The 17,604-nt window shown below is 48.1% G+C and carries 7 protein-coding genes; all 7 read right to left on the bottom strand.

Annotated features, from left to right (window positions below; translation table 11 throughout):
• Nucleotides 1–74: 74 nt before the first annotated feature.
• The 7 genes from ACNI29_RS18955 to ACNI29_RS18925 all read right to left on the bottom strand — a co-directional run bounded on the left by ACNI29_RS18955 (nt 75) and on the right by ACNI29_RS18925 (nt 17,410).
• The gene (locus ACNI29_RS18955; RefSeq protein ID WP_419779926.1) at nt 75–2,072 is read right to left on the bottom strand and encodes an HD domain-containing phosphohydrolase; all 1,998 of its coding nucleotides are present in this window, start codon (nt 2,070–2,072) and stop codon (nt 75–77) included.
• Between the two features lie 20 nt (nt 2,073–2,092).
• A complete protein-coding gene (locus tag ACNI29_RS18950; protein ID WP_419779925.1) occupies nt 2,093–3,385 on the bottom strand; it encodes an HlyD family type I secretion periplasmic adaptor subunit in 1,293 nt (430 codons plus the stop codon).
• 2 nt (nt 3,386–3,387) lie between these two features.
• The gene (locus ACNI29_RS18945) at nt 3,388–5,565 is read right to left on the bottom strand and encodes an ATP-binding cassette domain-containing protein (RefSeq protein ID WP_419779924.1); all 2,178 of its coding nucleotides are present in this window, start codon (nt 5,563–5,565) and stop codon (nt 3,388–3,390) included.
• A gap of 10 nt (nt 5,566–5,575) precedes the next feature.
• Entirely contained in the window at nt 5,576–6,514 is a 939-nt protein-coding gene (locus ACNI29_RS18940; RefSeq protein WP_419779923.1) for a hypothetical protein, read from the bottom strand.
• Between the two features lie 31 nt (nt 6,515–6,545).
• Nucleotides 6,546–14,753, bottom strand: coding sequence for an Ig-like domain-containing protein (locus ACNI29_RS18935; RefSeq protein ID WP_419779922.1), 8,208 nt, complete (start codon nt 14,751–14,753; stop codon nt 6,546–6,548).
• 2 nt (nt 14,754–14,755) lie between these two features.
• The gene (locus tag ACNI29_RS18930) at nt 14,756–16,165 is read right to left on the bottom strand and encodes a TolC family protein (protein ID WP_419779921.1); all 1,410 of its coding nucleotides are present in this window, start codon (nt 16,163–16,165) and stop codon (nt 14,756–14,758) included.
• Between the two features lie 162 nt (nt 16,166–16,327).
• Complete coding sequence (locus ACNI29_RS18925; protein ID WP_419779920.1) at nt 16,328–17,410, bottom strand: hypothetical protein; 1,083 nt, start codon at nt 17,408–17,410, stop codon at nt 16,328–16,330.
• Nucleotides 17,411–17,604: the final 194 nt, after the last annotated feature.

Here is a 17,604-nt window from a genome sequence, read left to right as displayed (position 1 = left end):
AGCGTACCAAATTCAGCACAAAAAGGACATGAAGAATTCCTCATGTCTCCTTCTCTTTTTAACTGTCCAGAGTGTTAAAATTCAACTTGGCTTTCTGCCAGAATCAATTTTCCAGACTGGGTTTCAATTACAGCCCCCAGTGCTTCGATTACCGAGCTGTCGTATTTTTTGTCCGCCATGCTTTGCAGGATTTCAACAGCCTGCCTTGCGGTTTTGGCTTTGCGGTAGGAGCGTTTCTGGACCAGCGCACTGAAGGTGTTTGTTACCCCGAGGATTCTGGCCAGCATTGAAATGTTGCGCCCTTCCAGCTGGTTGGGGTATCCGCTTCCATCAAGGGTTTCCTGCATCTGCCAGATAGTTTGGGTGATTGGCAGGTCAAATTCCACGCCTTCGAGAATTTTGCAGGTATGTTCAATGTATCGCTGAGTCTCTTTAATTTCCTCAGGAGTGAGTTTACCTTCTTTTTCCATGATTTCCTTGGGAACAAAGGTTTTACCCACCTGTGAAAGAATCGCTGCTGCCTCAACTGTTGCGCAGTCAGAGTCGCTGAGGAGTAATGTTTCTGCAATTTCGAGGGCCAGCTTACGCATGAGTGAGGTGTGCCCGTCCAGAAAAGGAACGCTTTCAACTGCCCGGATCAACGCGTTGATTACCTGCTGACGTACTTCGATTCCTTTTTCAGCACTATTTCGTTCCTGAGTCACATCACGGTATACTGTGAGAATGGAGTCTCCGTCGTCATTTACGGAGCAGGGGACAAAAGTCACTTGCAGGGTGGATTTGATGGAACCCCGGATCAGGGTCAATTCCTCGCTGTATGAAGAATTGGACATGCTGACCATCTCGTCGCCATGCGAAAGGGTTTCCGCTTCAGCATGGTCGAAGACCTGTTTGTCGGTCAGGTTTATGACTGCATTTCTTTGCAGACCGCGAAAATCTGCGAAAGCTTTATTGACGTGCAGGAAATTTCCACCATCGCTTTTTTTCAGGGATACCGGGTCCGGAAGGGCATTGTTAATGATGCGCAGTAGGGAAAGTTCATGTTGCAGAACCGGGATTCTGGTTTCAAGACGGGAGCTTTTGCGATGGTATTTCCGTGTTGCGGCAATGAAACGTACTGTGAGGATAAAGAAAGTTGCGGCTGCTAAGGCCAATGCCGCTAAAACAATGCTCTGCTGCTGGTAGATTGCGTAAGCACGGTCAGCCGCGGATGTTTCGGTTTCAATCATCACCCACCAGTTGACTACAGGAATGAATTGAGCCGAGGAGTAGACTTCCTCCTCATTGGAAAGGGACGGTCTTTTATCAAATCCTACTTCATTTACCGCGTCGAATGAAGCTGTCGTCGCTTGCAGTTTGAAGTTGTTCTGATGAGTTGAAACCGCCTGTTCACTGGTTTTGCCGTTTACTTGAATGAGGTGGATGGAGCTTTTGTATTTGAATATATCAGTACCTGAGAAAGCCCGCAGGACCGAGTTCATGGGGATTTCCAGCATGAGTATCTTGGCCGGTGCTTCTGCCGTGCTGGTGGCATAGGCATCATAAACAGGGATGAGCAGGTCGGTGACAAGTCCGTTACCTTTCATACGCAGCGGGGAAAAAACAGGCTTCCTGCTCTGCATGATTTCCAGCACAGTCTCCTTGTTATCAAGGGCAAGAATGTCTTCCAGGCCGTCTGTGGTCGCAAAAATGTCGCCATTCGGCTCAAAGAGCGTTCCCGCAGAAAAACCGCAGACCTTCACAAAGTTACGGAGGTCTTCCTCTGCTTTTGATATTTCTGTTGCATCGGAAGAATTGAGACTGTCCATGGCGACCCGGAAAATCCTTGCACGGGCAAGTTCCTTGGCGCGGGTAACGTAATCAACCAGTTGAGATGAAATCAGCTCGGTTTTATCTTTGACAACAATTTGTTGATACTGCTTCAACTCTGCATCAAGGGTCTCTTTTTTATCATTCCAAAAATAGGTGAGCGTTTCAAAAGTACCGCCCGACATCGCGAGAATCAGTACTGCAAGCAGTATGTTTTTTATTGAAAAAAAACGTTTCAATGTTTCAGCAGTTTTATTCGGCATTATTGTGTCCTGTTCGAATTCTAGCGGGTGTTGTGTTCAGAAAGTGCGCCGCGCATTCCTCTGGTAATTGGTGAAAGCAGGTATTCAAGCACGCTTTCTTCACCGGAGAGGATGTTTACCTCTACGATCATACCGGGCAGGAATTCTTTAATTTTTTCCGTGTCCTGATTGACCGTATTAAAAATAACCCGATAATACCATGTCCGGGTCAGATCATCGAAATATGTTTTTGCTGAGATGTTTACAATCTTGGCTTTGAGCATGGTCCTGTCGGAAAATTCATATGACGAAGGCCTGATTTTGGCCGTCATACCGTTCCAGATTTTGGTCCGGTCGCTGGGCTGGACCTTGCCTTCAATGCGGATGGTCGCATCAAGGGGGACAATTTCCGCCAGAGCTTCACCGGAACGGACAATCCCGCCCACAGTATTTGCGCTCAATTTGTAAATGGTTCCGTCAATTGGCGAGCGGATAACACTGCGCACAATCTGTTCGTTAGCTGCATTGAGTTCTTCGCGAACAGCTTTCAAATCGGAGCTGGCGAGGTTTATTTCCTCGCGTATGTCACGGTAAAAATCGAGTTGTTCCTGATTGATACGCTGTTGTAGTTCCCGTATTTCAAGGGAATATTCATCGCGTTTGTTGTAAATTTCAGCAATGCTGGTGGTGATTTTTGCCAGTTCTGTCTTGCGTTGCAGCAGCAATTGCCGGGAGCCGATTCCTTTTTTTACCATGGGTTCAAGCATATCGTGCTGCTCTTTGAGAACCTTCTGTTCATCAAGCAGGTTGCGGACATGCTCTTCGCTGGCGGATAAAGCCGCTCTGGATTGTTGAATCTGGGTTTTAAGGATGTTGATTTTCTCATCCAGAGCGTCGCCCCTGAATCGCGCGAACTGGATTTCACTCTGCTCTTCCGGGGTGAAAGCTTTCGCCGCGAACTCGTCGGTATTGTTGTTGCTTTCTGCGATCAAACGGTTCAGCTTGGCCTGTAATCGTCTCATTTTGATCTGCGATTTATTGCGTTTTTCGGTTATATTTGTGTTGGCAATAGCTACAATTTCCTGTCCTTTGCGGACAGTATCGCCTTCCTCAACAAATACTTTTTCCACAACCCCGCCCTCAAAATGGCCCACGATCTTGTCGGTAAGGTTTGTTTCCACTACTCCTTGAGCGCGGACGGTTTTTTCAATCTTGCTGAAATGCGCCCAGATCAGAAATACGGTAGTGAAAGCAAGAATGAGCAGCAGCACAATGAAGTTGCCGATGCTTTGTTCGAGAGACCACATGAGGTTGCTTTTCCAGTTACTGCCCATAGTTAAGCCTGCTTGGCCGGAGCCGGGCTGGAAAGTTTTCGGAGTACCTCATCGCGTGGGCCGTCGGCGACTATGCGGTTTTGGTCAACAATCATGATGCGGTCAACCACCTCAAGCATTTGCGGGCGGTGGGTGATGACGAAGATGGATTTGTCGGCCATGGTTTCCTTGATCTGGTTGATGAGCATCCTTTCCTGAGCGGTGTCCATGGAGCTGGTCGGCTCATCAAGAAGAAGCAGAGGCGGTGAGCTGATCAGCGCACGGGCCACGGCAACCGCCTGCCGTTGTCCCCGGGACAGGTTTTTGCCGCCTTCAAGAATGGGCATTTTGAGGCCCAGCGGGTGTTTGGACACAAATTTATTTATCCCGGAAATGGTCAGGGCCTGTTGCAGTGATTCCCGGGTTGCCGTGCGCGAGCCCATGAGCAGGTTCAGTTCCAGAGTGCCATGGAAAAGCACTGGTGATTGCGGCACAACGCCAACAAATTCACGGACTTTTTCAATGTTCAGGTGGGCCATGTTGTGCCCGTCCAGCATGATTATGCCTTCGCTGGGATCGGCAAGTCCGGCCAGCAGTTTGAGCAGGGTGCTTTTACCGCTGCCCATCGGCCCGATGATCCCGATTTTTTCTCCCGGTCTGGTTTCAAAGGAAACATTCTCAAGAGCATAAGGGGATTCAGGCATATAGCGGAAGGAAACTCCGTCGAAGCGGACTCCACCACCCAGCTGTTGGATTTTATACTGCCGGGTTTCGTTGGTTTCCTTTTCCAGCTCAAGAATATGGCGCAGGTCTTTATAGGACCGGCGCGCAAACAGATATGAAGTAATCAGGTTGGACATACTGGCCGAAACCGCGATGCAGCGGCTGGAAAGGACCATGGTCGCCAGCAGACCACCGCTGCTCATGTGTCCTTCTTTGATCAGGAAAAAGGCGACAATCAGCAATCCGGCAGAGTTGAGCTGGCCCAGAAATCCGGTCGTCATGGAACAACGGGACTGGGCAATGCGGTATTTCGATGCCATCTCACCGGACTTTTCAACCTCGGATGCCCAGCGGGAGACAAAGACCCGCGCGGCATTGGTGATTTTGATTGATTCAACGCCGTTAAAGACTTCATTCAAAAAGGAAGTCTTACGCGATTGCAGTTTGCTCTGTGCGGAAACATTGCTGTCGATGAAAAAGCCGTAAACAATGGCAACAATCAGCACCAGCAGCGATGTAACCGCCGGGACAGCAAAGAGCATCCCGCTGTTCAGATAAATGATGAACAGGAAAAAGAATAAAAAGAAAAAATCTATGGAGCCGACCACCAGCTGAGTCGTGAATAGAGACTTGATGCGTGAGAATTCCTGTACAGCATGAGCCATGTGCCCGGCAGATATCGGAAGCTTCGAAAAGCTGGTATCCAGAAAAAGGGAGAGCAATTGCGGTTCCGCATCCTGCTCAACACGCAGGGCAGCCTTTTCAATCAGCGAAGTGCGTACATTTTTCAGAATGTAATCAAACGCGAGCACAATTACAGCACCGGTAATCAAGACCCGCAGTGAGTTTTCAGCAAGGTTGGGCAGGATTCGGTCGTAGAAAATACCCATCAGCAGAGGAATAACCAACGTGAAGCAGTGGATCAGCACGGTTGCCAGAATCACTTGCGAATACAATGGCCACATCTTGCCAATCTGGCCCATGAACCATGTCAGGCTTAGAAAAGGGACCTTGTCGGTTTCAAAGGTCGGCTTCAGTGAACAGGACCAGTCTTTGAAATCCGGGAATTCTGATTTCCTGTTGCGGATGATTTGCTGTTCGCCGTTCCAAAAAACAAGTTTTCTGCCGATTTTCTCTTCAAGAAGTGCAAAGCTGCCGTCATTGTACTGGACAATGAGCGGCAGCATATCTTCATCGATTTTATACGGCAGGGGAGCTATTGATTTTTCAAGCCCCATGTTGTCAGCCTGAATGCGCAGGTATTCATGAGCCGGGGAAGAACTTCCCAGTTGCAGGGAGTTGTCGGAGACAACTATTCCGAATCTGTCTGCAATTTTTTTAAGGCAGACATTGAGCGGGACACCTGCTTGATTTTTACCGGCATTGAAGAGGTCTGGATTCTCTTCCGGCGCGAACTCTTTTACCTCAGCGGTAATGTTTTCGGGCTGAGGTGAGAGGGGATCTTTTTGATTATCCAATTCCGGCCTCTTATTTATTCACGGAAATATCCTTGTCCGTGTTTTTGCTTTTTTTATTGCTTCCAATACTGACAACAACCTGATTGGTTCCCGGCACGCCTTCGTTCAAAGCGCGGAACTTGATTTTGCTCTTGGGAATATGTGCTTTGTTGTTTACGAACTTGATCAGCCCGTAAAGCCGCTTGAAGGAGACAGAATTGGCCATGCTGTTTGAGACCCCTTTGTGACTCAGGGTCGCGGTCAGGTTCAAGCCGTGCTGCATTACGGCTGACTCGTTGTTTTTGATCCATGCCAGCAGTTCGGATTCTGTTTTTTCTTCAAGTGTACTGGTCAGTTTGTTGTAAAGAATAATAACCCGGTGTTTGTTGTTCATGCCCTTGACCAGTTTAGTGATAAAAGCCGGAGGCACAAATTCATCTTCGGTCTTAATGTTCTTTTCTTCCGCACCGGAAGCTTCAAGGCGTTTTATTTTAGCCAATGCAGCCTTAAGCTTGGTTTCTAATTGCGGATTCTGGGTTGTCTGTTGTTTTTGTTCTGCTTTTAATTTTTCAAGCTCCTGATGGGCATTCCAGGCCGCGCTTTCAGCAAGGGCTACTCTTTTTTCGAGCCTTTCTTTCTCGCGTTGCAATTCTTTGATGTCCATGCGGGTGGGTGCAGTGCTGGTGACGATGTCTTCGGTTCCCAGAACCGCACTCTGGGTCATGGTTTCCGTGAGTCTGTCCATGGAAGACGGCGGTTCCATAAAAGAAAGTTCCTGCGCCGCAGCCACCATGGTTTCCACCTGTTCAGTGGAAGTGGCAGCACCGGGCTTAACTTCCTTTAACGCAACAATGTATGAGAGAGTGCCCGTAACCAGAACCATGAGCAGGGTGAAGAATACCATCATCATGAGAACTGTGGAGAGCGCATCAACAAAACCCGGCCATGGAGGGCCGCTATCAGCAGACATTTATATTATTTCCTCGTAATATTTTTTCAATTTATGCGATGTCGAATTCAATATGATTCTGGTTGATTTCAACGCTGATTATGGGCGCGTCAGCGGGAGCATTGTCAGCATCACTGCCTCCGGCTCCTTCCTTTGTTCCGTTGAAATCCTGTGCATCGTCAGTAGTGAAAGAAATTTCATTAGAATTGTCAGCTGGAAGCAGGTCTTCAAGGCTGAAATCAAATGATTTTGTGTCACCGATGAGATCTCCACCGTCGTCCTTGCCCTGAATTGTGAGGGTGTAGTCGCCCCCTTTAAGCAGGCCGCTTTCATCTTTTAAGGCGTCACTGAATGATGCGTTCCAATCATTGCTGATTTCAAAATTCTGACTGACGTGAGTGTCTGTGTTTGTCAGTGTTGCCGTATATGTTTTGATTCCGGCAGTATCTCCGAAATCAGCAGTGTAGTTCAGGTTGTCGTCGTTAAGGTCGTAAACGTATGATTCGGATTCGTTACCGGCTTTGTCGACGATCTTGATTTCTGCATATTCGTCGTTGTCGGTTATTTCATGGAGGTAGCTGCTAATTGTACCATCGCTCTTAAGTGGTGCTGTGATCGTTTCACTCGTATCCGCCCCGGAGGTGTGGATGGTTATTTCCGATTTGTAGTCCGAGTAGTCGTAATCAGGAGATTCATCATGGGAATATGCGCTGTCCATGGAGAACTTGATTGCTTCTCCACCGAACTTTTCTTCTGCGGTAATTGTCGGGATATCCAGAGTGTTGTTGTCAATTTCAAAAGTGAGACCTTTCGGATCGGATATATTCCCGGAAGAATCAATTGCAGCAATCTTTATTGTGTAATCCCCGTCAATGAAAGTGTCGTCGCTCATGGTCAGGGTGTATTTACCTGAATTGTCAGCATTAAAATTGAAGTCGATATCCGGGCCGCCGTCATGGCTCCCTGTTCCTTCCGAGTTGTAAGTCCATTCGGTCCCGTTTTCATGGGTGACGGTTATCTGGTATCCGGCTTTATCTTTGTCGAAAGAACCTTCACCTGTTTCCTCAAATATCCCGGTAAATGTGAAAATTTCACCGCTAGTGAGGACCACTCCGTCAGGTTCTTCATTGAAGCCGCGATCAGATTCGTTGGTGATCTCAATTTTAGGGATCATGGGCTGTGTGTCCACGATAACGTTGACGTCAACATCATTCCCTTCAGAATGGTTGCCAACGTCATCGTAAAATTTGAGGATATATTCCGTTGTGCCCTCTTTAAGTATATTGCTGGTTAGATCGGTTATATCCAGTGTTGTCTGGCTTCCGGTAATTCCTGAATTAGTAACCAATGCACTGGAGCCACCTTTTTCCCAGAGTTCGACCCTGCTTGTGTCTGCGGAGAGGGTCACAATAAGGTCTGTGGTATTGTTGTTGGTATGAATTGTTACTTCTTTAGTATCAGGAACGACTTCTGAATGGTCGATAAGATTATCTGCAGTATCTTTGGTTGTGAACCCGATTTGGGTTGCAGGGGACGGTGCCAGCGTATCCACATCCAGAGTGAAATTAGAGGTCTGGTAGTTTCCGGCCTCATCAATTGTGACAAGTTTGAAATTCAGCTCGTGTGCGCCGTCATCAAGGGCAGTGGCCGGGTAGTCACTGTCTTTTACTGTGTAGTCGGCACCGTGGGTTCCGAGGAAACCGGACTGTACGTTGTGGTAGGTCCCGTCAGCTTCAAGGCGGTAGAGCACGTATGCTGCACCGTTTTCGCCGTGAAGATGAACCCGGGAGTCTTCTTTGGCGGTATAGAAAATATTTGAATTGCCATAAACCCCATGCCCATCGAGATCATCGTATATTTCAATGTCGGCTGTTCTGCTTAATCTGCCGTCCACTGTGAGTGTCAGTGAATCACTTGTCTTATGGTTTCCGGCACCATCTGTAGCTGTGACCGTTATAGTGTGCTCTCCGTCAGGAAGCGGCAGTTTACCTGCCAGCGGCGGTTCACTGCCCAGATCTAAATTCCAGTCTCCGTTTACGTCAGCCTGAGTGGTATAGGTATGAGTTGAGCCGCCTGTCTGGATGGCAATGCTGATGGTCGCGTTCGCTTCGGCTGTCCCGTGCAGGTTAGGGGTACGGTCATTTGTTAATTTATCTTCCTGAAATGTTGTTTCCAGCTTTGTTTTATAGTCGTCGCTGATGAGCTTGAAGTCATCAAGGACATCGAAGTTTCCCGAATCCCCCTTGAGAACCAGTTTTCCTGTTGAAAAGAAAGAATCGCTTTCGGCATTGAGCTCAAGTGTCGGTTTGTCCGTGCTTTTGTCCAAATCAAGGATTTGGTTGACGGATTCACTGACGTTACCGGCTTTATCTGTTGTTGTTACGGTAATCTGGTATTTACCGTCAGCAAGCTGGGAATGTTCACTGATATTCAGGATATCGTTTGTGTACCTGCCGTCAGCGGTGTTGTCGCTGGATACAGTGTATGAGTACTTTTCTTCAGAAACATAGTATTTGCCGTCAGCACTGATGGTGCCGTCGCCCGGAACATTCTGTGGGTCTCCGTTTTCATCAATATACTTGCCTTCTGCATTCAGGGCGTAAATGCGGGTGGCTTTGATCTCGACAGTGGAACCTTTTTCCACAGCCCCGGTCAGGGTCGGATTGTTGGTCAGCCAGTCGCCGTCTGTTCCGCTGTCGGTTTTCAGGTCTATTGTCGGGTCAACTGTGGTGTTGTCGATATGCACGGTGTACGGATCAGATGATTTGCCATCACACTCGACGATGTATACATGGTCACCTTCAGAGGGATTCTGACCGTCTGGGAAGGTGATTTCCCAGACGCCGTTCTCTCCGGCTGAAGTCTTGCCGATTTCGACATAACTCTTTGTGCCGTCCGCAGCGGTAATCACTTCTTTAAGGACGACTTCATAAGTAGCCATCGCCGATCCGGTCATGGTCAGCTCTCTGGCCTGACTTACATTCGCACCTTCTCCGAATTCTTTCTCAGCAATGAATTGAAGACTAGTATAAGCTTCGTTGGAATTTCCGGTATCTGCTCCGGTGATGTCTGTGTTCAGAAGCTTGAGTTCGGGCGCAACAATTTCCTGTTTGATTTCAAAGTCAAACTTGTCGGAACTGATGTTGCCTGCATCATCTTTACTTGTGATGGTTGCTGTGTAGGTTCCGCCCTTGAGGAACTTTTCATTGGCAGCAAGATAGCTGTTGGCGGCATCACTACCGAACTGAATTACATATTTCTCCTCTCCGTCAACGGTAACGGTTTCGGTCAGTTCGCTCGCATCTATGCTAATGGTGGTTCCGTCATCTTTCGTGATGGTTATGACAGTTTCATCGGCATCAGCAAAGTCGACCAGAAAACGCGGAGATAAATCAGTTACACTGTTGAGCGCATCCCCGGTGATGGAAGTGTTGCTGTCATCCGGGGTCATGATGATTTCCGGGGCTGCCGGAGGTTGGTTGTCATGATGGAAGTCAATCGTTTCGGCAGAAAGGTTTCCGGCCTGATCTTCGGATACAATAACTACCCGGTAGTACACGTCTTCCGGCTCGGTTCCGAAAGCAGGGCTTGCAGTCCATTTGCCGTTTTCCACTGAAACCAGCCCGCTGCGCAGGGTCTCAAGATTAGTTCCTTCGTTCAGGAAGTTCTGCAAGTTTTCTGCTGTTGAAAGGTCGGGACCATTGGCATTGAGATCAGCAATAGAATTGTATTTCAATACCATCATACGGACCTGACTGCCCTCTTCCGCATCACCGTTAATTGCGGGCGAGTCTATTTTGGTCAGTATTGTACCGTCTGCCCCGGGAGTAACTGCGGCATTGTCGACCTTGTATTCAAGTGTCAGGTCATCGGCATTGTATTCGGTGTCTATGCTGACGTTTTTGGTGACCGAATCACTGCTGTTTCCGGCATCGTCGGACGAGATAAATTCAAAAGTATAGTCTTCTCCATTCAGAAGAACAGGATTACCACCTGCATCGGTCAGCTCTCCGGTGTCAATGGAATCGGCTGCTTTTTCGGCATCACTGTCATAGGTTACGGTGGTCTTGCTGGATTCTATCTTGTTCCCGGCTGCATCAAGTTTCCAGTAAGTCATGGTCAGGGTTGTGCCGGCATCTTTGGTTACAACAAACTTGGGCTTGTCGTCGGAAGTTACTCCGTCAGTATCCAGCGAGATTGCAGGGTCGCTGGGAGTGAAAAGCAGGGGAACCGTATCATCACTCATGGTTATTTCAGGAGTGCTCGGTTTGGCGGTGATGGTCAGCGGCATGCTGGCGGTATCAGTGTTCCCTGCAATATCGGTGATAGTGGCGGTTACGCTGTATTCACCGGAGGCAAGGGCGGTGGTGGTCGGAATCTCCCAGTTGCCGTCATTTCCGGCGATTATGGCCGCAGTGAAGGCTACAACGGGATTGCCGTTGTCCAGAACCGGGTTGCCGTCGGAGTCCACCTTGATGATTCGCAGTTCGACCTTGGAATTGGGTTCGGTCTTGCCTTTGAGGGTCGGCTTGGTGACTGTGGTGATGGTATCATCCAGATCACCTGTATTTGACCCGTCTGCAAAATTGATGGCCCCGGTTTTGACTTCATTATCAATAACGAGTGTTTCGCTTAGCTGGCTTTTGTTGCCAGCGGTGTCAGTAACGGTAATATCAATGCTGTTGGAAGTATCAGCCCCGACTTTCAGACTGTAGCTGTCTTTGGCAAGCTCGGAGGTCAGGTTGATGGTCGCTTTTCCGGCGGTCACTTCATCAGCTGTAATCGTATGGCTGATTTCATGCCCATCTACATCAACAACAATAGTTCCTAATTCATTAATGGCGACATCAATCTGGATGTCCTGATCGTCGACCGAGGTGATCCAGTCATCAGCGTAAGCCGCATTCTGGGCCGCGCTCAGGAGGCTTGCATCGGACAGGCCGGTATCAAGATCACCGGCAAGGGAGGCATCAATAACCGGGGGAGTGCGGTCGATGTTGATGTCAACAGTAGTGCCGTCGGAAGGAACAGTGGTCGTGTTCCCGGCGGCGTCTTCAATTTCTATTTTGAAGGAGTGATCTGTCTCGGAAATATCATTTACATCGTAGGTCCAAGTGTACCCGCTGGCAGCATCTCCGGTCACTGTGGCTGTGCCGATTTGTCCGCCTTTGTCGTAAACCCGCACAACAGGCTTGCTGACCGAAACGCTGGTGTTGATACCGTCGGTAAAGGAACCGCTTAGGGTCAGTTTGGTGGCGTTGGAATCGTCACCGCTGGCGTAGTTTACTGTCGCTCCTTCCTTGTCTATGGAACTGAGCGCAATGGAGCCTGTGTCCTGTGGTCCTTTGTCATCAAGGATCATGGTGTAGGTGTCGGAAATGTTGGTGTTTCCGGCTTCATCCGTAGCGACAGTGACAAATTTAAGTTCTGTTTCGGTGTTATCGTAACCGTCTGCGGAAAAGGTAACTGTGTCGCCGTCTGCTAAATCTCCGGCTGTGTTGACAAGCTTTCCGTAGATGTTGTTGTCAGCATCAACAAGCACGATGGACGGGTCACTTGGGTCAGCATCAACAACCTGATAAACCTTCAGTCCGGCATCCTCGTCGGCGGAAAGCTTGAGCTTGATGTCGTGGTTTTCAGTCGGTGTGCCGCCTTCATCCGTGGTCACAAAATCGGTGATGTGGTCACCTTTTGTGGATGTATCGGTGGAAGTATCCAGAGTGATGGCGGGTTTTCCGGTATTCTGGTCAGAGGTAAAGGTCATCACCTCTGATTTGGACATGTTCCCGGCTGCGTCTTCAACTGTGACGTAATATGAATACTTGTCGTTATGGACCACGCCCTCGACCTCAAAGGACCATTTATAAGCATCCCCGTCGGCAACAATGGATAGACCGGTTCCTGCTTCCTTGCTGAAGGTAACCAGTTCCGGGTTTTCGCCTTCTGCATCGCACTTATAGAGGGTAACGATTACATCATTCCCACTTTCAGCAATAATTCCGCTCAGGGTTACATCTTCGCCTGTTACCGAGGTGTGATAACCTTTGTCGTTGTGGGTTGTTTCAAGGGCATTTTCCACTTCGATGGAGGACTGGACCGGGTCAGCATTATCAACGGTAACTTTGATTTCCTTGGACTCGACGTTACCCGCTACATCGGTAATTTCAGCACGGAAGGTGAGTTCTACTTCTTTGTCAGTGCCGTAGCTGCTGGCGTCAAACTTGTCATAGGACCAGTTGCCGTCACCATCGGCTTCGATGAAACCGTCCGTGTTGAGCGGGGTTTTGGTGCCGTCGCTGTTGATCAGATAGAGATCGATCCGTCCGTCAGCTCCGGCATTTGTTCCGTTGAATTTCAGAAATCCTTTCTGGATACCGACAGTCCCGGCTTCGGCACCGTGGGTGTATCTGTCTGCATCGGAATCAGCTCCGTCCCTGCCGAGAAGCTCTCTGCTGTCTTCGGAATCACTTGCTGCGTCAAGGTTGAAATCTAGGCCGCCCTGAACCGGGGTAACAGTTCTATCAATTGTTACGTCCAGAAATGAAAGCGGAGGCGTATAGGTGTTTCCAGCTAAATCTTTGGCTTCGACAATAAATTTGTATGTGTCGTCGTCTGGAATGTCTTCTTCTTTAACTGTGTAAGTCCATTTACCAGAGACTTCATCAAAGTCCGCGTTGCCCAGTTTTTTATTAGGACCGTCGTTATTGTAAATAAAGACTGTTACCTGACGTGTGCTTGTGTCAGTGATGCTGATGTTCAGGTCTATATCGTCATCTTTGGTGATTCTGTCGTTGGCTTGGGCTTCTCTATGAGTCCCCGTGGAATCTGTTGTGGTATCAAGGGAGATGGTAGCCTTCGGCGCAAAAGTTGTTTTAACAATTACATTTTCAATTGTTGTAGGATCTGCAATTTTATTTCCGGCAAAGTCTTCCCCGGTGATCGTGAAGGTGTATTTCCCTTCGCTGAGCTTGTTTTCATCAGTAAGCTCGTAACTCCAGCTTTTATTGGCGTTTACTGTGATGTTTTCAATCGTGCCTGTGTCTGATCCGTCTTCATTCGTGTATTCGATGGTCAGAATTGTATTCGCTTCACCTGTGCCTTTTAGCGTAGGGGTGGTCTGGTTGGTATAAATTTTATCTTTATCGATATCTAAAGCAATATCTTCATCTGATGTTTCTTTGACTGTTGCTTCTACTGATTCCGGATCAGTGGTATCAATCTCTAATTCCAGCTTGTTCGATTGCTTGGGTTCTTCCAGAGTGCTGTCGACCACTTGTGCCTGGAATACGTGTTCGCCATCATCTTTTCCGGCTACGCTGTAGTTGAATGTGAAGCTTCCGTCATCTTCATCTGTAGTGACCGATCCTACCTTGCTGCCATCCATATAGATGTCTAATTCAATGTTAGCATCAGCTGTACCGACAATTTTAAGGTTGGTCTTATTGGTGATACCGTCATCATCAAATTCATTGCTGGCTGCAGTCCCTTCTTCGGCGGTCGGGTCATAATCTTCGTTTTTGATGCCGGATTCAGATTCTTGTGAGAGTTTTATTGTTACTTTGCCGTACTCTTTGTCTGTTTCGGTCGTTTCCTTTTCGCCTTCGTCTTTTTTTTCCTTTTCCGGTTCTGGATCAATGACGGGCTCAGTTATAGGTTTATCTCCTGTATCATCTTTAGGCTCTTCCTTTTTCTCCTCGGGCTCTTCTTTCTTTTCTTCGTCCTTCTTGTCTTCCTCCGGCTGATCGCCGTCCTTGGAGTCAAGTTTTTTACCGCTGTCTTTGCTTACGTCACTGGACAGGCTGTCCTGCTGGGCGAATTTAGCGATGTCATCGAACATGCGCTGCTGGCTGGAGAGGGTGTTGGCATTGGGGTCGGTCAGCAGAGCTGCCTGCGCAGCCTGAAGTTGTCCGAGCATATTTCCGTTGAGGTTGCCGTCCTCTGCGTTGCCTTCATCTCCTTCAGGGGTGGACTCGTCGGACACAGCCTGCCATTCCGGTGCTTCTTCATCCTGCTTGTCCATGTCTACCATTTCGGAGCGGTTGAAGATGTCTTCGGATTGCAGGGAATCCCCCTCGGAAAACTCCATGTTTACCTTACCGTCAAGGCTCATGATGTTACCGACAAAGAGAAAGGTCTGTGACTCATTGGTCTGTTTGTTGACCAGAATGAGGTCTGCACCTTTGAGGATGTACCTGTAATCGTCAGCGGAGCCTTGGACGTTGTATACGGTCGACGGGGAAACTTTCTGAGTATCAGCCATGATTATTCACCTATTGCGGAGTAAAGAGAATTGCTGTTTTCAAAAGGAGTCTCGTTCATGGGCAGCCCCAGTATCTCGGGCAAGCGTCCCTGTTCGAGGAAAATATTGAGAGCGGCTCTGATTCTTGAATAACGGGCGCCGACTTCACGTACCGCAGCACTGGTCTGTCCTTCGCGTGCGGTGATCAGATCAAGCAGGGTACGTATGCCGAGATCGAATTCGCTGAGATACAGACCCATGAGGTTTACGCTTGCATCATAAGCGTCACGGGCCAGTTCGAATTCTTTTTCGGAAGATTTGTATGCGTTGAAAGCATCGGAAAGGATGTTCTGGACTTCCAGTTCCGTAGCTTCCTTGGTGGCCATCAGTCTTTTGAGTACGGCTTTTTCTTTTTTGACATTCTGATCTGTGTAGAATCCGTTAAACAGGTTCCAGTTTACGGTCAGCTGACCGTCCAGAGAGTTTTCATAGCCGTCGATTTCTTTGAATTCGTTTTTGGCCTGCACTCTGTACCCCAAAGAGGGATAGTAGCCTGCTTCTACAGTGGAAACTGCTTTTTCTTGTGACTGAATTTCAGCATCGTAAGCACGGAGGTTTACGTTGTTTGCTTTGGCTTTTTCGTAAGCCTGTTCCAGAGTTTCGGATATTTCCATTCGGGTCATGGGAATATTGGTATCAACCCTGTCCACCGGCTGCTTGATGATGTTTTCCAGCATCAGGCGCGCGGTCTTCATCTGTTGTTGCTGGACAGTGACCTGAGATTCAGTGGCACGCAGGGAGACCTCCACCTTGCGGGCGTCAGCTTTGGATGAAATTCCGGCATTGTAACGTTCCCAGAAGGTTGCGAGCAGTTTGTTGTAAAATTCCAGAGTGTTGTTGTAGACATCAAGGGTTTCCTGAGCCTGCATCACACTGAGATAGGAGTTGATCGTCAGGGCTGCAATATCTTCCTGCGTCCTGGCCAGACGGTATTTTGCACCTTCCGCTTTAAGCCTTGCACTATCTACACTGGCATCCAGACCACCGAAATTAAAGAGGGTCTGGGTCATTTCAACGGAAGACTGACCGTAGCTGGTGGTGTCTGTGTCGAGGTTGTGGCTTGGGCCTGCCTGACCGGTTAAGTCGATGCGGGGCAGGTATACGCTGCGGGCCATTCCGAATTCAGCCTGCTTTTCAAGCATGGAATAGCGGGAGGAAGCTACAAGCGGATGGCCGCTTACTGCCAGAGTGCAGGCTCGCAAAAGGGTCATTACTGTACTGTTGCTTGTGCCGGGGTCTCTTTTTTGCAGTGATGCTCCTTTCTCAGCAGATGTATCTATTGTGATGACTTCTGATTTGAAGCTTTCAATGCTTTCAGCACTGTTGTACTCCTCGTCTGTATTATCCAGATTGGAAAGGCCGGAAGTTTGCATGTCTTCTTTATTCTTTACCTGAGAAGAAACGGCGGCAGTAGAATCCACCGCAAAACAAACATTGCTTTGAAGTACAAACAGTGCACAAGCTGCACAAAATAAACCTAATTTCTTAAACATCATCCCTGACATATTCTATCCAATTCAACCGTTCATTCAGAATTAATTTTTAAGTCCGTTTCCATTGGCGGAGTTCATAGCCTCAATGCTTTTTTCAAGCGTTGTGACCATCTGGCGCGATTCTTTGATCAGTCTTCCGGTAAGTTCGTTTCCGAGACCGATTTCTTTAGTGGTTTCGAGTGATTGGTCCTGAACGGTATTGATAGCTTCTGCTGAACGCTGCTGAAGCAGGGTCAGTTTAAGCAGGAATTTGTTCGTGTTTTCCAATGATTCCAGAAGGGCGGCATTGTTGCGTTCCAACTGATCAGAAATAGCCGCCATCTGGCTGCCGAGGTCCTGATCTGCGGATACAGCACTTCCAGTGCTGGTTTTATTTGCGGAGTATTCTGTTTTATCATTGAGCCAGTTTTCAAGGCGTTGTTTGAGTTGGTCATGCATGCGGCTCATGAGGATGGACAGGACACCGACAACGGCACTCCCTGCAAGGCCGAACAGGGAGGTGGAGAATGCGGTCCCCATCCCGGCCATGGGGTTCTTCAGCTCAACAATAAGTTGAATCATGACCTGCATGATGGATGTATCGCTGGAATCGGTCAGGCCTCCGGCAAGGGTGGAAAGGATTTCACCCATGGATTGCAGAGTCAGGGTCAGGCCGAGAAAAGTACCCATCAGCCCAAGCAGGACAAGGAATCCGCTGAGAAATGAGATCAGTGATGAGCGGGAAGATACATTTTGTTCAAGGCTCTCTATAATGGAACGACCATCACTGGACGATTTAACGATCAGGACACCATTTTCCTTTATTGAGCAGCCGATTGAAACAAGCACGTTTCCAAGGAGACCCTTATTCAAGTCGTCAAGCTCAAAAGAGCTTTGTTCAGGATGTTCGCACCATTCTGTGAATTCACTGAAAAGGCGCATATCCCTGCGTACAGAGAGAATGTAGTGGAAAGCAGTAGCCACACTCCCGGTGAAAACAATGACGATGATCGAGTTTATGATTTCTGAGGTGGCGAAAAGAGTTTTCAGAAATGCAAAACTGATTGCTACACTGGTAATCACTGCAAGGAGAACGAGTATGGATAAGGTTAAGTAAAGTTTATATTTATTACTGTTATACGCCATGTTTATATTGTCCTTAGGGGGTTGGTCTACAGGATTAAACCTATTTGGATCCAAGTGAATATAAAAAAAATAATCAAAAGAAAAGTTATAAAGAAAGTTTATAAAACGATTTCTATTGAATGATGACCGCTTGTCTGGATATTTTTATGATGAAAATCGAGTTTCAGGGCTTGATGGGTAGCCCTTGCAATCAG

Source organism: Maridesulfovibrio spiralis (SeqCode), assembly GCF_048571135.1.
In the GTDB taxonomy this organism is placed as follows: Bacteria; Desulfobacterota; Desulfovibrionia; order Desulfovibrionales; family Desulfovibrionaceae; genus Maridesulfovibrio; species Maridesulfovibrio spiralis.
Note: the sequence above shows the minus strand (reverse complement) of the source record. Positions and strands in the feature narration are given on the sequence as shown.

Excerpts from the sequence above, each read along its gene's own strand:
- ACNI29_RS18955 (WP_419779926.1), bottom strand. The coding sequence starts at position 2,072 with ATGCCGAATAAAACTGCTGAAACATTGAAACGTTTTTTTTCAATAAAA.
- ACNI29_RS18950 (WP_419779925.1), bottom strand. The coding sequence starts at position 3,385 with ATGGGCAGTAACTGGAAAAGCAACCTCATGTGGTCTCTCGAACAAAGC.
- ACNI29_RS18940 (WP_419779923.1), bottom strand. The coding sequence starts at position 6,514 with ATGTCTGCTGATAGCGGCCCTCCATGGCCGGGTTTTGTTGATGCGCTC.
- ACNI29_RS18935 (WP_419779922.1), bottom strand. The coding sequence starts at position 14,753 with ATGGCTGATACTCAGAAAGTTTCCCCGTCGACCGTATACAACGTCCAA.
- ACNI29_RS18930 (WP_419779921.1), bottom strand. The coding sequence starts at position 16,165 with ATGCAAACTTCCGGCCTTTCCAATCTGGATAATACAGACGAGGAGTAC.
- ACNI29_RS18925 (WP_419779920.1), bottom strand. The coding sequence starts at position 17,410 with ATGGCGTATAACAGTAATAAATATAAACTTTACTTAACCTTATCCATA.